Annotated in this window: 16 protein-coding genes, 1 tRNA gene, 1 pseudogene and 1 riboswitch; of the genes and pseudogenes, 11 read left to right on the top strand and 7 right to left on the bottom strand. The window is 64.7% G+C overall.

Annotated elements, in window-relative coordinates; translation table 11 throughout:
* Window positions 1-91 precede the first annotated feature (91 nt).
* Window positions 92-1,099, top strand: coding sequence for an Hsp33 family molecular chaperone (locus IVB29_RS24545; RefSeq protein ID WP_247505981.1), 1,008 nt, complete (start codon window positions 92-94; stop codon window positions 1,097-1,099).
* 939 nt (window positions 1,100-2,038) lie between these two features.
* On the opposite strand, the gene apaG is transcribed toward IVB29_RS24545, so the two are convergent.
* Window positions 2,039-2,431 (bottom strand): Co2+/Mg2+ efflux protein ApaG, encoded by a 393-nt coding sequence (gene apaG / locus IVB29_RS24540; protein WP_247506000.1) that lies wholly within the window; start codon window positions 2,429-2,431, stop codon window positions 2,039-2,041.
* Window positions 2,432-2,613: 182 nt separating this feature from the next.
* On the opposite strand from apaG, the gene IVB29_RS24535 reads away from it, so the two are divergent.
* From IVB29_RS24535 to IVB29_RS24525, 3 genes are read left to right on the top strand one after another with little or no spacing between them, the layout of a single operon-like run.
* Window positions 2,614-3,864: an OpgC domain-containing protein gene (locus tag IVB29_RS24535; RefSeq protein ID WP_247505980.1), complete on the top strand. Its 1,251-nt coding sequence runs from the start codon at window positions 2,614-2,616 to the stop codon at window positions 3,862-3,864.
* The gene (locus IVB29_RS24530; RefSeq protein ID WP_247505979.1) at window positions 3,864-4,643 is read left to right on the top strand and encodes an SGNH/GDSL hydrolase family protein; all 780 of its coding nucleotides are present in this window, start codon (window positions 3,864-3,866) and stop codon (window positions 4,641-4,643) included. The genes IVB29_RS24535 and IVB29_RS24530 overlap by 1 nt, the downstream gene beginning before the upstream one ends.
* Before the next feature lie 12 nt (window positions 4,644-4,655).
* Window positions 4,656-5,639: an SGNH/GDSL hydrolase family protein gene (locus IVB29_RS24525; RefSeq protein WP_247505978.1), complete on the top strand. Its 984-nt coding sequence runs from the start codon at window positions 4,656-4,658 to the stop codon at window positions 5,637-5,639.
* A 140-nt stretch (window positions 5,640-5,779) separates the two neighbouring features.
* On the opposite strand, the gene IVB29_RS24520 is transcribed toward IVB29_RS24525, so the two are convergent.
* Complete coding sequence (locus tag IVB29_RS24520; RefSeq protein ID WP_247505977.1) at window positions 5,780-6,976, bottom strand: O-succinylhomoserine sulfhydrylase; 1,197 nt, start codon at window positions 6,974-6,976, stop codon at window positions 5,780-5,782.
* 70 nt (window positions 6,977-7,046) lie between these two features.
* Window positions 7,047-7,126, bottom strand: a riboswitch (SAM riboswitch).
* A gap of 110 nt (window positions 7,127-7,236) precedes the next feature.
* Between IVB29_RS24520 and IVB29_RS24515 the strand changes: the two genes are divergently transcribed.
* From IVB29_RS24515 to IVB29_RS24500, 4 genes and pseudogenes are all read left to right on the top strand, one after another.
* Complete coding sequence (locus tag IVB29_RS24515) at window positions 7,237-8,343, top strand: 2'-deoxycytidine 5'-triphosphate deaminase (protein ID WP_247505999.1); 1,107 nt, start codon at window positions 7,237-7,239, stop codon at window positions 8,341-8,343.
* A gap of 102 nt (window positions 8,344-8,445) precedes the next feature.
* Window positions 8,446-9,498 (top strand): hypothetical protein, encoded by a 1,053-nt coding sequence (locus IVB29_RS24510; RefSeq protein ID WP_247505976.1) that lies wholly within the window; start codon window positions 8,446-8,448, stop codon window positions 9,496-9,498.
* A 165-nt stretch (window positions 9,499-9,663) separates the two neighbouring features.
* Window positions 9,664-11,108, top strand: a pseudogene (locus tag IVB29_RS24505) (MATE family efflux transporter).
* A gap of 146 nt (window positions 11,109-11,254) precedes the next feature.
* Window positions 11,255-11,929 carry a hypothetical protein gene (locus IVB29_RS24500; protein ID WP_247505975.1) on the top strand — a complete coding sequence of 225 codons (675 nt, stop codon included), beginning with the start codon at window positions 11,255-11,257 and terminating at the stop codon, window positions 11,927-11,929.
* Window positions 11,930-12,039: 110 nt separating this feature from the next.
* Here IVB29_RS24500 and IVB29_RS24495 read toward each other — a convergent pair whose 3' ends face one another.
* From IVB29_RS24495 to IVB29_RS24475, 5 genes are all read right to left on the bottom strand, one after another.
* Window positions 12,040-12,534, bottom strand: coding sequence for a hypothetical protein (locus tag IVB29_RS24495; protein ID WP_247505974.1), 495 nt, complete (start codon window positions 12,532-12,534; stop codon window positions 12,040-12,042).
* A 128-nt stretch (window positions 12,535-12,662) separates the two neighbouring features.
* The gene (locus IVB29_RS24490) at window positions 12,663-13,064 is read right to left on the bottom strand and encodes an SRPBCC family protein (protein WP_247505973.1); all 402 of its coding nucleotides are present in this window, start codon (window positions 13,062-13,064) and stop codon (window positions 12,663-12,665) included.
* 145 nt (window positions 13,065-13,209) lie between these two features.
* Complete coding sequence (locus IVB29_RS24485; RefSeq protein ID WP_212432735.1) at window positions 13,210-13,569, bottom strand: VOC family protein; 360 nt, start codon at window positions 13,567-13,569, stop codon at window positions 13,210-13,212.
* 56 nt (window positions 13,570-13,625) lie between these two features.
* Window positions 13,626-14,465 (bottom strand): AraC family transcriptional regulator, encoded by an 840-nt coding sequence (locus IVB29_RS24480; RefSeq protein WP_247505972.1) that lies wholly within the window; start codon window positions 14,463-14,465, stop codon window positions 13,626-13,628.
* Between the two features lie 9 nt (window positions 14,466-14,474).
* Window positions 14,475-15,053: a methylated-DNA--[protein]-cysteine S-methyltransferase gene (locus tag IVB29_RS24475; protein WP_247505971.1), complete on the bottom strand. Its 579-nt coding sequence runs from the start codon at window positions 15,051-15,053 to the stop codon at window positions 14,475-14,477.
* A gap of 172 nt (window positions 15,054-15,225) precedes the next feature.
* On the opposite strand from IVB29_RS24475, the gene IVB29_RS24470 reads away from it, so the two are divergent.
* The 3 genes from IVB29_RS24470 to IVB29_RS24460 all read left to right on the top strand — a co-directional run bounded on the left by IVB29_RS24470 (window position 15,226) and on the right by IVB29_RS24460 (window position 16,564).
* Window positions 15,226-15,299 (top strand) — tRNA-Gly (locus IVB29_RS24470).
* Between the two features lie 171 nt (window positions 15,300-15,470).
* Entirely contained in the window at window positions 15,471-16,052 is a 582-nt protein-coding gene (locus IVB29_RS24465) for an XRE family transcriptional regulator (RefSeq protein ID WP_247505970.1), read from the top strand.
* Window positions 16,052-16,564, top strand: coding sequence for a GNAT family N-acetyltransferase (locus tag IVB29_RS24460; protein WP_247505969.1), 513 nt, complete (start codon window positions 16,052-16,054; stop codon window positions 16,562-16,564). Before IVB29_RS24465 ends, IVB29_RS24460 begins: the two co-directional genes overlap by 1 nt.
* The last annotated feature ends 2 nt before the right edge of the window (window positions 16,565-16,566 follow it).

Here is a 16,566-nt window from a genome sequence, read left to right as displayed (position 1 = left end):
ATTTGCAGTATCGGTGCGCGCTTATGAGTGCGCTGGAACACGCGGGTTCGCGCCCCTTCCATTTTCGCTCTCCGACCCCAGATAAAGCGCCATGGTTTCCCAATCCCCTGACATGAAAGCCGAGCCGGAAGGCCCGGTTCGCGCGCCATCCCCGGTTCCGATCGATGACGCCGTGCTGCCCTACGAGGTCGACGCGCTCGACGTGCGCGGGCGCCTGGTGCGGCTCGGGCCGGCGCTCGACGAAATCCTGACCAAGCACGATTATCCCGCGCCCGTCGGCAAGCTGCTCGGCGAGGCCATCGTGCTGACGACGCTGCTCGGCTCGGCGCTGAAATTCGAGGGCCGCTTCATCCTCCAGGCCCAGACCGACGGTCCGGTGTCGTTCCTGGTGGTGGACTATCAGGCACCGGATCACCTGCGCGCCTATGCGCGCTTCGATGCCGCGCGTCTGGGCGATGCCAAAGACTCCGGCACGCTGCTCGGCCATGGTCATCTCGCCATGACGATCGACCAGGGCCCCGACATGAGCCGCTACCAGGGCCTGGTGGCGCTCGACGGCGGCAGCCTGGAAGACGCCGCCCACGAATATTTCCTGCGCTCCGAGCAGATCCCGACGCGCGTGCGCCTCGCGGTCGGCGAGGAGTGGCGTTCGAGCGACGGCGGCAAGCATCGCTGGCGCGCCGGCGGCATGTTGATGCAGTTTTTGCCGAAGGCGCCGGAGCGCGCGCGTCAGGCTGATCTGCATCCCGGCGACGCGCCCCACGGCGTCGAGGTGCATGCCGTCGCGGAAGACGACGCCTGGGTCGAGGCGCGTTCGCTGATCGAGACCGTCGAGGACGTCGAGCTGATCGATCCCGAACTCTCCGGCGAGCGGCTGCTCTATCGTCTCTTCCACGAGCGCGGCGTGCGCGTGTTCAATCCGCTGTCCTTGAAGGCGCAGTGCTCCTGCTCGCGCGATGCGGTCGCCTCGATGCTGAAGAGCTTCTCGCCCGACGACCGCGCCGCCATGGTCAAGGACGACAAGGTCGTCGTGACCTGCGAGTTCTGCAGCTCGGTGTACCAGTTCACGCCGGATGAGGCGGGCGTGGAAGGCGCGTAGGTGCAGACTTCGTAGGGTGGGTTAGCGGAGCGTAACCCATCTCTTTTGTTTCTATGGATCCGGACAGTGGTGGGTTACGCCTTCGGCTAACCCACCCTACGACGTCGCGTGACCCGACGGGCAAAACACCTGCGAAGCTGTCAATCCACGACGCCAAAAATATTCCACTTTACCGAAATTCGGAAATGGCGTATGTGTTGCCCATTCCCGCTCATCCTTGAGGGGCGATCGTACGTCGTCACGATATGCGAGCGGGGTTGCGGTGGACGCGGTAGCGTCGTGCGCGAGAGGTTAAGGGCAGGGCGGGTAGTCCCTGTGAGCCCGAAACCGCGTGCGGACGAGCGGCGCTGATGCGTACGGCAAAACCGTGTGGTCCTGGCCGTCGTTGCTACGGTCAAGCTTTCGCGGAGGTGTGTGCGAGCCCAACCGGGCGGACAGCATCGTCAATTCGCGGGGCGAGGGAGGCCAGAAGGAAAGTTCGGCTCCCGGGAGAGCACGGCATAAGCCGTCCGACCATCGCGCAGGGAAGGCCGAGTGATCGGCGACACCTGTATGCTGCTGTGCGGTCTTTTTGCGCTACACTTCGCGCAGCGGACCGCGGGTGCCAGTCGGCACCCGGTCTTCCCTGCGCCCTCTTGGCTTAAACAGGGGCGAGTGATGAAGCAAAGCTCGGGCGAAATCCGCCGCGAGGACGCGAAGGCATGTCTGAAGTCTGAAGACGAATGCAACGTCGGATTCCGCTCTCGTGCCCCGGACGCAGCGCGGCGTCCCTTCGACGATGCGCTGCAGAGCCGGGGCCCATCCATCCGCGTCGTACCGTGTCGCCATCTGGGTCCCGGCTCTGCGCAGCAACGCTCGCGCGTTGCAGCGCGTCCGGGACACGAGAGTAATGACGCTGTCGGGGAAGCCGCGCCCCAAAAGGTCGCGCCGCCGCCTACCCTAATTCAACACCCGCTTGTTATCCGGGCTGTCCAGCGAGAATGTCGGCACGTCGATCTCAAAACGCTCGCCGGTTGCGCTGACCATCTGGTAGCGGCCGGTCATGAAGCCGGAGGCGGTCGTGAGCGGGACGCCGGAGGTGTATTCGAAGCGCTCGCCGGGGGCGAGCGTCGGCTGCTCGCCGACCACGCCCTCGCCCTTGACCTCCTGCTGGCGGCCGGTGGCGTCGGTGATGATCCAGTGCCGCGTCTTGAGCTGCACGGTCTCCTCGCCCGAATTGGTGATGACGATGGTGTAGGACCAGAAAAAGCGGGAACGGTCGGCCGAGGATTGCTCCGGAACAAAATTCGGCTCGACGGTCACTTCGATCTGGCGGGTCACGGCGCGGTACATGGCTGCCATCATAACGAAAACCCGGCCGGGAACCAAACGCCGCAAGCCGCTTTCACGACATCGTCCCGCCAGAATTGGCAGAGAAGTACACCCGGATGTGATCCGGCCGCTTTGCGAGGGGCCGTCCGGATCGGTACACTCCTCATCAACGGCGCGATTTGCGGAAGGGTTTTTAGGCCCCGATGACCATTGCCGACCAAGTGACGGGAACGCCAATCGCGGGAGCCGCCAAGCCCGCCGATGTCAAGCCGCGCACGGCCGCGCCCGCCATCTCGCTGCCCGCGATCGGCGAGCGCGAGCTCCGGCTCGACCTGTTCCGCGGCCTCGCGCTGTGGCTGATCTTCATCGACCATCTGCCGCCGAGCCTGCTGACCTGGTTCACGATCCGCAATTACGGCTTCAGCGACGCCACCGAGATCTTCATCTTCATCTCCGGCTACACCGCCGCCTTCGTCTACGGCCGCGCGATGCTGGAGAGCGGCGTCGTCATCGCCACCGCGCGCATCATGCGGCGCGTCTGGCAAATCTATGTCGCGCACGTCTTCCTGTTCACGATCTTCCTCGCCGAGATCTCCTATGTGGCGACCAGCTTCGAGAACCCGCTCTACACCGAAGAGATGGGCATCATGGATTTCCTCAAGCAGCCCGACGTCACCATTGTGCAGGCGCTGCTGCTGCGCTTCCGTCCCGTCAACATGGACGTGCTGCCGCTGTATATCGTCTTGATGCTGGCACTGCCCGTGATCCTGTGGTCGATGAAGTGGAAGCCCGACCTCACGCTCGCTTTGTCCGCAGTGCTCTACGCGGTGACCTGGGAGTACGACCTCTATCTGTCGGCCTATCCGAACGGATTCTGGGCGTTCAATCCGTTTGCCTGGCAATTGCTGTTCGTGTTCGGCGCATGGTGCGCGCTCGGAGGTGCGCGGCGCATGTCGCGTATTCTGGCGTCACCGGTGACGATGTGGATCGCGATCGCCTATATCGTGGGGGCGTTCTATGTGACGTTGACTTGGTATGCGCCGCAGGTGCCCCATGTGATGCCGAAGTTGCTCGAGCAGTGGATGTATCCGATCGACAAGACCAACCTCGACGTGCTGCGTTTCACGCATTTCCTCGCGCTGGCTGCCCTGACCGTGCGCTTCCTGCCGCGCGACTGGGCGGGCCTGAAATCGCCCTGGCTGCGGCCGCTGATCCTGTGCGGTTCGCATTCCCTCGAGATCTTCTGCCTCGGCGTCTTTCTCGCTTTCGCCGGCCATTTCATCCTGGCCGAAGTCTCCGGCGGCGCAGCGATGCATGCGGTGATTAGTCTCTCGGGAATCCTGATCATGTGGGGCGTGGCCTGGGTGATTTCGTGGTACAAACGCGTGGCTGACAAGAGTGGTGCGAAGACCAAAAACGCCGTCGGCAGCGCCGATCTGGCGGGAGGGGGTTGATGAAGGCGAAGGTTCTCCTGAGCCTGGTCCTGTTATGCGGTTGCCTCGCCGCGCCTGCGGCGCGCGCGGGTGATGCTGCGCCTGCCGATCCAGCTACGCCTCCGGCCTGCGAATTGCCGTCCTATCTGCTCAGCAGCGAAAGCCAGCTTCCCAAGGTCGGCGAGGTCATCAAATCGGGCAAACCGCTCGAAATCCTGGTCATCGGCAGCCGTTCGACCACGATTCCGGCCTCCGAGGACGCGTCCTATCCGGCGCGCATGCAGGCTATTTTGAAGGACAAGCTGCCGCCGTCCGAGGCGGTGCACGTCTCCGTAGAAATACAGAGCAAGAAGACGGCCGAGGAGGCGGCCGCCACCTTCGTTAAGCTGATGGAAGCAAAAAGGCCTACTTTGGTCATCTGGCAGACCGGGACCGTGGATGCTATCCGAGCTATCGATCCCGATGATTTTCGCGGCGCAGTAACCGAAGGGGTTGCCGCGCTGCAAAACGCAGGGGCTGACGTCGTGTTGATGAACTTGCAGTACAGCCCGCGCACCGAAACCATGATCTCGGTGCCGCCTTACCTCGACAATATGAAGGTGGTGGCGCAGGAGCATGACGTCCCGCTGTTCGACCGTTTCGCGATCATGCGGCAGTGGAATGATCAGGGGCAGTTCGACCTGTTCAGCCCGTCCCGCGGGCCCGAGCTTGCGAAACAGGTCCATGATTGCCTTGGCCGGGCATTGGCACAGTTCGTGATTGATGCCGCCCATCTGGGACCGGCCCAGCAGCAAAATTGAGGTCTAGCGTTAATGAGTTCTCTCCGCCCTTTTTGCCTGACGGCCTGGCTGGCCGCGCCCGCGCTGGCGGCGCTGCTGTCGCTGTCGCCGGTATCGCAGTCGCGCGCGCAGGCACAGGCCGCGCAGGCGACGCCCGCGCCGTCCGCCAATCCCTCGTCGTCCCAGACCACCGTTGCTGCCACGCACCCCTCGGCCGAACAGCGCGGCATCACCGCGCGCGCCATCGACAAGGTGAAGCAGGTCGCCAAATCCGCCGGCGACATCTTCAGCCGCGTGCCGTGTCTCTCGCCGAAGGGCGGCTCCAAGACGATGGGCTCGCTGCCGCATGTCGCGGGCAAGCTCGTGGCCGGCAAGCCCGTCGTGATCGTCGCGTTCGGCTCGTCGTCGACCGCCGGCTATGGCGCAAGCTCGCCCGATTTCAATTATCCGAATCGTCTCGCCGCGCAGCTGCGCCGGCACTATCCGGGCGCCAATATCACCGTCATCAATGCCGGCGTCGGCGGCGAGGATGCGCCCGAGATGATGAAGCGCCTTCAGACCCAGGTGATCGACGTGCATCCGGATCTCGTGATCTGGCAGGTCGGCACCAACGCGGTGCTGCGCAACCTCGATCCCGGCGACACCGCCAAGCTGGTCGAGGACGGCATCTCGCGCATCCAGGCGGCGGACGAAGCCGACATCGTGCTGGTCGATCCGCAATACTCGCCGGCCGTCAACCAGCGCAAGGAGAGCGCCGGCAGGATGGTGAAGCTGCTCGGCAAGGTCGCCGAGCTCCGTCACGTCGGCATTTTCCCGCGCTTCGAGGTGATGCGCGACTGGCACGAGAACCAATCGATCCCGGTCGAAAGCTTCGTGATCGCCGACGGCCTGCACATGAACGATTGGGGCTATGCCTGCTTCGCCCAGCTGCTCGGCGACGACATCATCCGCTCCGTCGGCCAGATCAAGATCGGCGTGAACGTGCCCGCGGACGTGCGGACGTATCGGCCGATGTAAGCGAGGTGCCGTAGGGTGGGTTAGCCGAAGGCGTAACCCACCATGCATCAACGATTACCGAACGAAGTTGGTGGGTTACGCTAGCGGACTGCGCTTCGCTCAGCCGCGAGCTAACCCACCCTACGACTCCGAGTGTGTGGCTACGCCTTCTCCAGCGCCGCCGTCAGATCCTCGATCAGATCATCCGGATGCTCGAGCCCTGCCGAGAAGCGGATGAATCCCTCGCTGATACCGAGCGCGGCGCGATCCTCCGGCTTCAGGCGCTGATGCGTCGTGGTGGCCGGATGCGTGACGAGGCTCTTGGCGTCGCCGAGATTGTTCGAGATTTTTGCAAGCTTGAGCTCGTTGAGCACGCGGAACGCGCCCTGCTTGCCGCCCTTGACCTCGAACCCGACCAGCGTCGAGCCGCCGCGCATCTGCTTTTTGACGAGTGCCGCCTGCGGATGGTCGGCGCGACCGGGAAACACCAGCCGCGAAATTTTGGGATGGCTCGCCAGCACGTCGGCGATGCGTGCCGCCGTGTCGGTCTGCGCACGCACGCGCACGCCCAGCGTCTCCAGGCCCTTGAGCAGAACCCAGGCGTTGAACGGCGAGATCGACGGCCCGGTCTGGCGCATGAAATTGTGGATGTGCTCGGCGATGAAGGCTTCCGACGACAGGATGATGCCGCCGAGACAACGGCCCTGGCCGTCGATGTGCTTGGTCGCGGAATAAACAACGACGTCCGCGCCGAGCGCGAGCGGGCTCTGCCAGATCGGCGTTGCGAACACGTTGTCGACGACCAGCCGCGCGCCGCCGCTGTGCGCAATCTCGGCAATCCCGGGAATGTCGAGCACGTCGAGCGTCGGGTTGGTCGGGCTCTCCAGGAAGAACGTCTTGGTGTTCGGCTTGAGCGCACGCTGCCACTGGTCGAGATCGGCTCCGTCGACCAGCGTGGTCTCGATGCCGTAGCGCGGCAACAAATCCTGAATGACGTAGAGACACGAGCCGAACAGCGCGCGGGATGCGACCACATGATCGCCGGCCTTGAGCGGCGCCAGGATCGCCGTCGTCACCGCGGCCATGCCGGTTGCCGCCGAGCGGGCGGCTTCGGCGCCTTCGAGCTCGATCATGCGGCGCTCGAACATCGCGATGGTCGGGTTGGAGTAGCGCGAATAGATGAAGCCGGGGTCCTCGCCCTTGAACCGCGCCTCGCACTCCTCGGCGCTGTTGTAAACGTAGCCCTGGGTCAGGAACAGCGCCTCCGACGTCTCGCCATATTGCGAGCGCAGGGTGCCGGAATGGACCAGGCGGGTTTCGGGACGATATTGCGCGGTGGGCGCCGGGGACTTCGACATAGGACCTCCTCTGCGTGACCATCGAAAATGGTCACAAAAAAACCGGCCTGGATAAAACCACGGGCCGGGATCACAGAGGTCCCCGGCCTGTTTAGCGACTTATTTAACGTGGCTGCAAGCCGGCCGGCTCAAATCACCACGGGATAAGTCATGCTCATATTCCGCAATGCCCTTTCCGTCAAGACGTCCATCGGATAGCCGTAAAACGCTCGTATTTCCCGCATCTCGGGATGCGTTTGACCCCTGACGAGGACCCCCGGTTGAGTTTTACGGTTGCCGCCGACGCCAATGGTATCCTGCCCGACCGCATGATCGCGGCGATGGCGGAGGCAGGGCTCATCCTGCCTGCCTATGACTTCGTCGAAAGCCAGATCCAGCCGGCAAGCCTCGACCTCCGCCTTGGCGACATCGCCTATCGCGTTCGCGCCAGCTTCCTGCCGGGACCCGGCGCGACCGTTGCCGAGCGCATCGACGAATTGAAGCTGCACGAATTCAGCCTCGCCGACGGCGCGGTGCTGGAGACCAACTGCGTCTACATCGTGCCGCTGCTCGAAAGCCTTGCGCTGCCGCCGGAGATCGTCGCTGCCGCGAACCCCAAAAGTTCGACCGGCCGGCTCGACGTCTTCACCCGGGTGATCGCCGACGGCACGCGCCGCTTCGACATGATCGGCGCCGGCTATCACGGTCCGCTGTATGCCGAGATCAGTCCGAAGACATTTCCCGTGCTGGTCAGCGAGGGCTCGCGCCTGAGCCAGGTGCGCTTCCGCACCGGCGACGCCATCCTCAACATCGACGATCTCGAGGCGCTGCACGCGGCTGAGCGTCTCGTCGACGTCGACGATGCCGATCTCACCGGCGGTGTCGCCGTATCGGTCGATCTCTCCGGTGAGAAGAGTGGTGGCTTCGTCGGCTATCGCGCCAAGCGCCACACTGGCGTCGTCGATGTCGACCGCCGCTCCGGCTATTCGGTCGAAGAATTCTGGGAGCCGATCTCGGCCCGTCCCGACGGCAGGCTGATCCTCGATCCCGGGGAGTTCTATATCCTCGCCTCGAAAGAAGCCGTGCAGGTGCCGCCCGATTACGCCGCGGAGATGGTGCCGTTCGATCCCTTGGTCGGTGAATTCCGCGTGCACTATGCCGGCTTCTTCGATCCCGGCTTCGGCTATGCCGGTGCGGGTGGGCTGGGATCGCGCGCCGTGCTGGAAGTGCGCTCGCGCGAAGTGCCCTTCATCCTCGAGCACGGCCAGATCGTCGGCCGTCTCGTCTACGAGAAGATGCTGTCGCGCCCCGACGCGATGTACGGCCAGCGCATCGGCTCCAACTACCAGGCGCAGGGGCTGAAGCTCAGCAAGCATTTTAGGGTGTAGCGCTAACCTCACGCTCCGCTGTCATTCCCCGGGAAAGCGGGCGTGTTGCGTCACCCCACCCGCGATGACACACTCCTGCAAAACAACAAGCCGGGAGTGAACATGTCCGCCGCAACTGACTCCGCGCAGGAAGCCCAATGGAAGCGCTGGCGCGCGGTCGCCGATCTCTATCACGCTTACTTCACGGGCCTCATCCTCACCGTCGTCACGCGGCGCGGCACGGCGGATGCCGCCGAGTTCGTCTTCCGCGTGTTTCGCCGCCAGCAGCAGGAGCGCTTCCTGCCGGGGCTGGAAAAGCTCGGCCTCAGCCATCTGCCGCCGGCGGTGGCCGCTGCGCAATATCACTACCTCTCCAACTGGATCGGCGGCGTGCACGTCGAATACATGTACGAGAGCGATACCAAGGCCTGGATCCGCTATCCGCCGCCGCGCTGGATCTGGAAGGGCACTGCGATCTGCGGCGTGCCGGGCGAAGTCTCGCGCGCGATGCTGCGCGGCTGGCACGCCAACAACGGCGTCGCGCTCGGCGATACCAGGGTCGGTTTCGTCTGCACCAAGCAGAGCGTCGACGGCCAGGACGGGCTCGAAGGCTATTATCATCAATACGACCATCCGCTCGAGCTCGATCAGCGCCTCGTCTTCGCGCGGCATCTGGAAGCGCCGCTGTTCGATGCGAAGACCGCGCCGGCCTTGCCTGTTGCAAGCTGGCCAAAGCCGCGGCTCGAAAAAGCCTATCGCAACTACGCGATGGAATATGTCCGCACCGCCGCGCCCGTGATGGTGCAATTGTTCGGCCCCGAGGATGCCGGCTATCTCCTGCACCTCACCGGCAAGCTGATCGGCATGCAATATTTCGACGAGGTCGCAGCAGCGCTCGCGACGAGTCGCGGTGGCGCCAGTGAATTTTCATTGTTCCTCAACGCGCTGTTCGCCGCGCAGGATGATGCTGTCGAGACCACGCAGTCCGAAGGCACCTTTGAAATCCGCCAGCAGAGCTGGAAGCTGATGGATGATGTCGCTGATTATCATCGCGCCTGCGCAAAAGTGCTGGAGGGCTTGTTCGAAGGACTGGCCGCGGGATGCGGCCGCCATATCGCGGTGCACCTGCGTCCGACGGCAGGCGGCCGCCCGCCGCTGGTCTGGAGCATCGGGTAATTCCACCCGTTGAAATGCGCTGCCGCAGGGCACGCCTGCACGTGGCGCAGGAGGAATCAGCGCGCACCGTGCTAACAAGCTCCTCGCTGCGCCTTCTGCGCGAAAAATTGATTGGCACACCTACTCATTGCGACGCTGTAAATGCGCTTGTGCCCGGGAGAGGACATGTCCGACATCGCCGAAATCCCGGTCGATGAACAAGAGCGCCCGCTGCCGCCGCCTCCGCGTCCCGTGCGAAGCGCGCTGACGGACGGGCCGATCCTGCGCACGCTGCTGGGGCTTGCCTGGCCGAACGTCATCGCGCTCTCGGCCGGCACCTGCGTGGTGATCGCGGAGACCTCCTATATCGGACGTCTTGGTGTGGAAGCGCTGGCTGCGATGGCGCTGGTGTTTCCGACGGTGATCCTGACCATGACGATGTCGGGCGGCGCCATGGGCGGCGCGGTGGCCTCCGCCATCGCCGCGCGCTCGGTGCCGGCGATCGCGAGCGCGCGGGCACGCTCGCCGCGCATGCGCTGCTGATCGGCATCACCTTCGGCCTCGTCTTCATGCTGGGCATGCTGATCTTTGGACCCAAGGTGCTCGAGATGCTCGGCGGCCGCGGCGACGTGCTGACCCATGCGATCGCCTACACGCAGGTGTTTTTCGGCGGCGCGGTGCTGCCCTGGCTGCTCAACACCATGGCGGGGGTGCTGCGCGGCACCGGCAACATGAAGCTGCCGTCGCTGCTGATCCTCAACTCTGCGGTCTGGCAGATCATGCTCGGCGGCACGCTCGGCCTCGGGCTCGGCCCCGTGCCGCAGTTCGGCATGCGCGGCGTCGCGGCGGGCTCGCTGATCGCCTATTCCATGAACATCTGCGTGATGGGCTGGTATCTGTTCTCCGGCCGCGCCCGTGTCGTGCCGAAGCTGCGCGGATTGCGCATCCAATGGGCGATGTTCTTCGACATCCTCAAGGTCGGCGCCATCGCCTGCTTCTCGCCGCTGCAATCGGTGCTGACGATCTCGATCTTCACCCACATGCTGGCGAAGTTCGGCACCGCGATCCTCGCGGGCTACGGCATCGGTGCGCGGCTCGAATTCCTGTTGACCTCGATCGCGTTCTCGTTCGGCATTGCCTCGGTGCCGATGGTCGGCATGGCGATCGGCGCCGGCCGCATCGCGCGCGCCCGGCGCATTGCCTGGATCGCCGGCGCGTCCGCCTTCGTTGCCGTCGGCGCACCGGCGTGCCTGGTTGCGACCTTCCCCGACATCTGGGTCAACATTTTCACCGACAGCGCAACCGTGCGCGCCACCAGCCACCAATATCTGTCGACCGTGGCGCCGTTCTACGCCTTCATTGGCCTCGCCTCGACGATGTATTTCTCCTCGCAAGGTGCCGCCAAGGTGATCGGCCCGGTGCTGGCGCAGACCGCGCGTCTGATCTACATCGCCACGATCGGCTGGTGGCTGTCGACGCATGAGGCGACCGCGCAAAGCTTCTTCTGGCTGGCCGCGAGCTCCATGGTCGTGCTCGGCCTGCTCTCCTCGTCCAGCGTGGTGCTGACCCGCTGGGGGCCGCGCGAGAGCAAGCCCGCGGTCAGACCGGCCCTTTCGGCCGCGGCCGACTAACGCCAGCATTGCCGGATTTTTGTTTCTGAATATTTCCAGACGTTGCCTGGCAATATCGAGCAACCGGGCATGCGCTCTGCCGAAGGCTCCGCGCCAGCTCCTGGGGACAATTTCGCCGCGAGTCCACCAGAAGCACGGAAGGCCACATGACCTCGATTTCGTCGCTCTCCCCCCATCATCACCACGCGTCACCTTTGCAAAAGCTGCAAGACGAGCTGCAGTCGGAAGTCAGTTCCGGCGCGATCAGCTCGACCGACCAGTCGGCGCTGTCGTCCGCGCTCGACGATATCGATTCCGCCCTGCAATCAAGTAGCGCGAGCGATCAATCCAGCGGCAGCAACTCGTCGTCCGACGGGTTCAAGTCCAGGATCGACGATCTCATCCAGCAGGAAGTGTCGAACGGCAAGTTGACCGACCAGCAGGCTACCGAGCTGCAAGGCGTGTTCAAGGCGGCGCTCTCGCATGGTCCGGGCGGACCGGGCGGAGCAGGTGGACCGCCGCCCGGGCCGCCGTCGTTTGGCAGGCCTTCGGCCGGTGGCACGGATAGTTCGTCGAGCGGCAATCCGCTGGTGGATTTGCTTCAGCAATTCCTTCAGTCGCTGACGAACTCGTCCACCGATTCGACCTCGTCCAGCACGACGGGATCGAGCGACACGACGACCGGGAGCAGCACGGATAGTTCGTCAAGCAGCACGTCGGCGACGGAGATGCTGCAACAATTCCTTCAGTCGCTGAAGAACTCGCTCACGGATTCGACCTACAGCGCGACGCAATCGAGCGACTCTTCCGTGTCCGGCGTCCTGCTCAACGACCGGGTCTGATACCGGCGGCGCCCCATCCGCCAATCCGGCGCAACCATCCTTCGTCGCCCCGCGAGGGGTGGTTGCCTCGTTGCCAGAGTTGCCACGCAGCGGCGATAGACCGACCCGCCTTAGCGATGCTTGTGTCGGCGATGGCCGCCACCGCCGCCGACATTGGCAAGCCGCATCAATTGCGGGATCATCGACATCATGTCGCCGCCGCCGGAACCACCCAGCATGCCCATGATGTCGCCGCCGCCCATGCCGCCGATTCCGGTCGGCATGTAGCCGCCACCGCCCATCGGCATGTAGCCGCCGTAATTGGGCGCACCGAAACCGCCGCCGGCCATGCCGCTGATGCCGCCGCCGCCCATCATGCCGCCGAGCCCGCCGCCTCCGTTCTCCATCATGCGGCTCATCATCGGGCCCATGGTTTGCATCAGCATGGCGAAGCGGCGCTTGCCCATCTTCGCTTTCATCATCTCCAGCATTGGCGCCATCTGGGTCATCATGTCCTCGCCGCCGGCGCCGCCGCCGAGGAATTGCGCCTTGGCCGGCGTGCTCGCGACCGAAAACAGCAGCAGCACGGCGGCTGCCTGGCAGATCACCTTGTCCGCACCTCTCATGGCATGCTCCTCGCGTGCGTGGCGCCGCCGGGAGAGCGGAGCCAATCGGACGCACGCGGCCATGGTTACGGTCAGGGAGGAGAGGGCTCTGTGAGAAAAATCACAGAGCCGCGGTGCATGAGCTCCGGCTACGCCGCGGCCGGCGGAAACGCCCGGTGTATCGCGGCCACCGCGTCCCCGGTCTGCCCTTGCACGTAAGCCGCAAGCTCGCTCGGCAGCATGTCGATGATCCAGACCAAGCGGCACCTCGTCTCGCCCTCGGCGATCACCTGCACTGAGGCGCTGTAGTGCCTCAGCCGCTCGCTGTTGATGGCATAGACGAGCCGCTGCCGCGCGTCGTCGCAATCCACCAGCACCTCGCGCGCCACCGAACCGTTGGCGAAGGTGACGATGCGCGCATCGCCGTCGAGCGTGCAAGCAGTGACGAACCCCGGCACTAGCCGCAGATGCAGCGCGCCGAAATCGCGCACTGCGTCCCAGACGTCGCGCGCAGGGACGGGGAGAGGAATGTCGTTGTGGATAGAGGCCATGAGGGTGTCCTTGATTACGATAAGTGGTCGTCACAAACACCGTCATTGCGAGCGCAGCGAAGCAATCCAGAGATGTTTCCGCGGAGGCAGTCTGAATTGCTTCGTCGCAACAGTTCCTCGCAATGACGGAGCGAGCGGCTAAAGCTCAGCTACAAACCGCCTCGACATTGTTGCCGTCAGGATCGATCAGGAACGCCGCGTAGTAGGTCGGGCTGTAATCCTTGCGCGGCCCGGCGCCGCCATTGTCGCGGCCGCCGCTCTTCAGGCCCTCGCTGTGAAACGCCTTCACCGCATCGTGGTCCTTGGCGCGAAACGCGATGTGCGCGCCGTCGGCCTTCCGCCCCTTATTGAGGTGCAGCCACAGCGCCGGCTCGCCCTTCGGCCCGAAGCCGGCATAGCCGTCGCCGCTGGAACACAGGACATAGCCGAGCGGCGCCAGCACGGCGGTGTAGAAGCGCGTGGCGGCGTCGAGGTCGGCAACACGCAGTCCGATGTGGTCGTACATGATCGTCTCCATTCGCAAAGCGCGCCGCAACTGGCGCGCGCCGGAGACGAATCTAGTCAGTTGAGGGCAAGCCGCTCTTGGAGAATCTTGCGCTCTCCGCGCGAGGCCTGCCGGAACCTGGTCGGCGACACGCCGGCGGCGCGATGAAACGTGCGGACGAAGTTGGAGAGGTCGCCGAAGCCGACGTCATAGGCGATGTCGGTGACCGCGATGGCGTCATCTGTCAGCAGCCGCGCCGCATGCCGCAGCCGCGATCGCACCAGATATTGATGCGGCGTGACGCCGAGCACGGCCGAGAACAGCCGCAGGAAATGGAACGGGCTGAGGCCCGCCTGCTTTGCGGCCTGTTCGAGATTGACCTCGGCATGCGAATTATCGTCGATCCACAGCGCGGCCTCCACCGCGCGGCGGCGGTCGCGCGCGGTCGGCGTTGCCGGCTTGCGCGCCTTGCCTGAGACGACATCGACGAAACGGCCCGCAAGGATCTGGCCGATCTCGTCGAGGCCGAGGTCGCTGTTGCCGTCTGCCGCCGTCTGGGCGAGCTCGCCCAGCACCATCAGCTCGGGCAGCGGCGGCGTCGCGCCGACCTGCCACGCCTCGCGCCGCCCGCCGAGGGCATCGACGAGGTCCTCGCTGAGGAAGAACGACAGGCAGACATCGCCAGACACATGCTCGTGCGTGCAGGTGTATTCGTCGCCGGGCGCGCCGACCAGCATCGCGCCCGCCACCAGCTCGAAGAAGCCGGCGCGGCAATGGCAGCCAAAACTGCCGGAGCGGACATAGGCGATGGAGTGGCCGCTGCGGCACTCCGCAAACGGCTCGTCGCCCGGTCCCGCATCGCAGCGAAACTCGGAGACGGTCATCGACGGCGTGGTCAGCAGCGTGGTTGCATCCATTCCGCCTATCTAGGTAGGCGCTCGCGGCGGAGCAACGGGCAGCAGCACCTCGAACAGCGTCTTGCTGGCGACCGGATGAGCGCCCTCCAGCGACAACAATCGCCGCTTGGAGATCACCCCGCCGTAAGGCGAGAGCCGGTCGGCGTAATTGCCGGCCTCCAGCACCCGGTGACAGGGCACGATCAGCATGTAGGGATTTTTCGCGATCGCCTGCGCCACCGAATACGCGGCGCCGGAGGCACCCAGCGCCCTGGCGATCTCGTGATAGGTGCGCGTCTCCCCGCGCGGGATGGTGCAGGTGTATTCGTAGACCCGCCGGTTGAAGGCGAGCACGCCGCCGGCATCCAGGCTGACGTCGGAAAAATCGGGATCGCTGCCCTGCAGCAGGCCCGCGATACCCTCGATCGCAAGCTCGGCATTGAGCGGAGGCTGCTGCTCGCGCGCCTCGGGGTGAACCTGGAAAATCCGGCGGCGGGTGTCGATCTCCCGCGCCTCCGGCAATTGCACGGCTACGACGCCAGTGCTGCTCCAGATGATGCCGCAGCGGCCTATCGCCGTGTCGAATATCGTGTAAGCACGCCCCACCATGCACACGCCCCACTCAGTACACGTCTCCCCAGACACGTTGATCATAACACCGCCACAATCCGGCGCACCCAAAATCTTACTGAAACGTTAAGAAGCGTCGGGCCGGACGCGCCAAACCGCTTGGCGGGCGGCGCCGGCTCGGCTAATCAGAACGGGCGTGAGCCACGCATCCGCGGGCGTAGTTCAATGGTAGAACGGCAGCTTCCCAAGCTGCATACGAGGGTTCGATTCCCTTCGCCCGCTCCAAAACCCCGACGGCATCGCCATCCGATCTGACCGCGCTGTCGCGCTCGCGCGCAGGCCGAAGATTCTAATATATTAGCTCTTCGCTCCCGGCACGCGCGCCTCGCCAGCCTTAAGCTTCTTCCGCCCCGATCGGTGCGGTCCTCGTGTCGGGCAATGTTCGGATCAGAGACCATGGACCAGCAAAAACTCGACCGTGCGATCGGTCGTCGCTTGAAGACGTTGAGAACGCAGGCGGGCATGACGTTGAACGAACTCGCAACGCGCTCCGGCGTCAGCCGGGCCATGATCGGACGGGTCGAGCGGGCGCAGAGCAGCGCGACGGCTGCGCTGCTCAACAAGCTCTGCGCGGCGCTCGATGTCACGCTGAGCGACGTCGTCGCGCTTTCGGAGAAGCCGCCGGAGCGGTTGACGCGGCTTGCCGACCAGCCGCATTGGCGCGATCCCGACAGCGGCTATCGCCGCCGGCACGCCTCGCCGCCGGATGCGGCAAGCGGCATCGAGATCATCGTCGTCGACCTGCCGGCCGGCGCGCGCGTGTCCTACAGCCCCTGGGGCCGCAACGCCTTCACCCAGCAGCTGTTGATGCTGGAGGGCGCGGTCTGCGTGCATATCGATGCCAAGACGGTGCGCCTGCGTGACGGCGACTGTCTCGATTTCGACGTGATGCGCGCGGTGACGTTCGAGAATGAAACCAAACAGGATGCGCGCTACGTCATCATTACGCGGCGCGGAACGTCATACGGGAAAATGTGATGTCGCTGATCGTGCGGGACGCCATGTTAGAGGATGCCGAAGATATTTTGGCCATCTACAATTACGCCGCGGTCAACACCACCGCGGTCTGGACCGACGGCCCGGTTGATCTCGCTTCCCGGCGCGAGTGGATCCGCGCGCGGCGGGACGCCGGCTATCCCGTTCTGGTCGCCATGAAGGGCCGGGATGTGGTCGGCTTCGCGTCCTTTGGCGATTTCCGTCCCTGGCCCGGCTATCGACACACGGTCGAGAATTCCGTCTATGTCGACGAGCGGCATCATCGCGCGGGCATCGGCCGCGGCCTGATGATTGCGTTGATCGAGCGTGCCACGGCGCTGAGCAAGCACACGATGGTGGCCGCGATCGAGGCCTCGAATTCCGCTTCCATCGCGCTGCACGCGTCATTCGGCTTTGCCGAGGTCGGCCGAATGCCCGAGGTCGGCTGCAAGTTCGGCCGCTGGCTTGATATGGTCCTCATGCAGAAGCGTCTTGCAGGCGCTGTGAGGCCCTGATC

Origin of the sequence: Bradyrhizobium sp. 1, assembly GCF_023073315.1 — a bacterium.
Lineage (GTDB): Bacteria > Pseudomonadota > Alphaproteobacteria > Rhizobiales > Xanthobacteraceae > Bradyrhizobium.
This window is presented reverse-complemented; position numbering and strand designations above follow the sequence as displayed.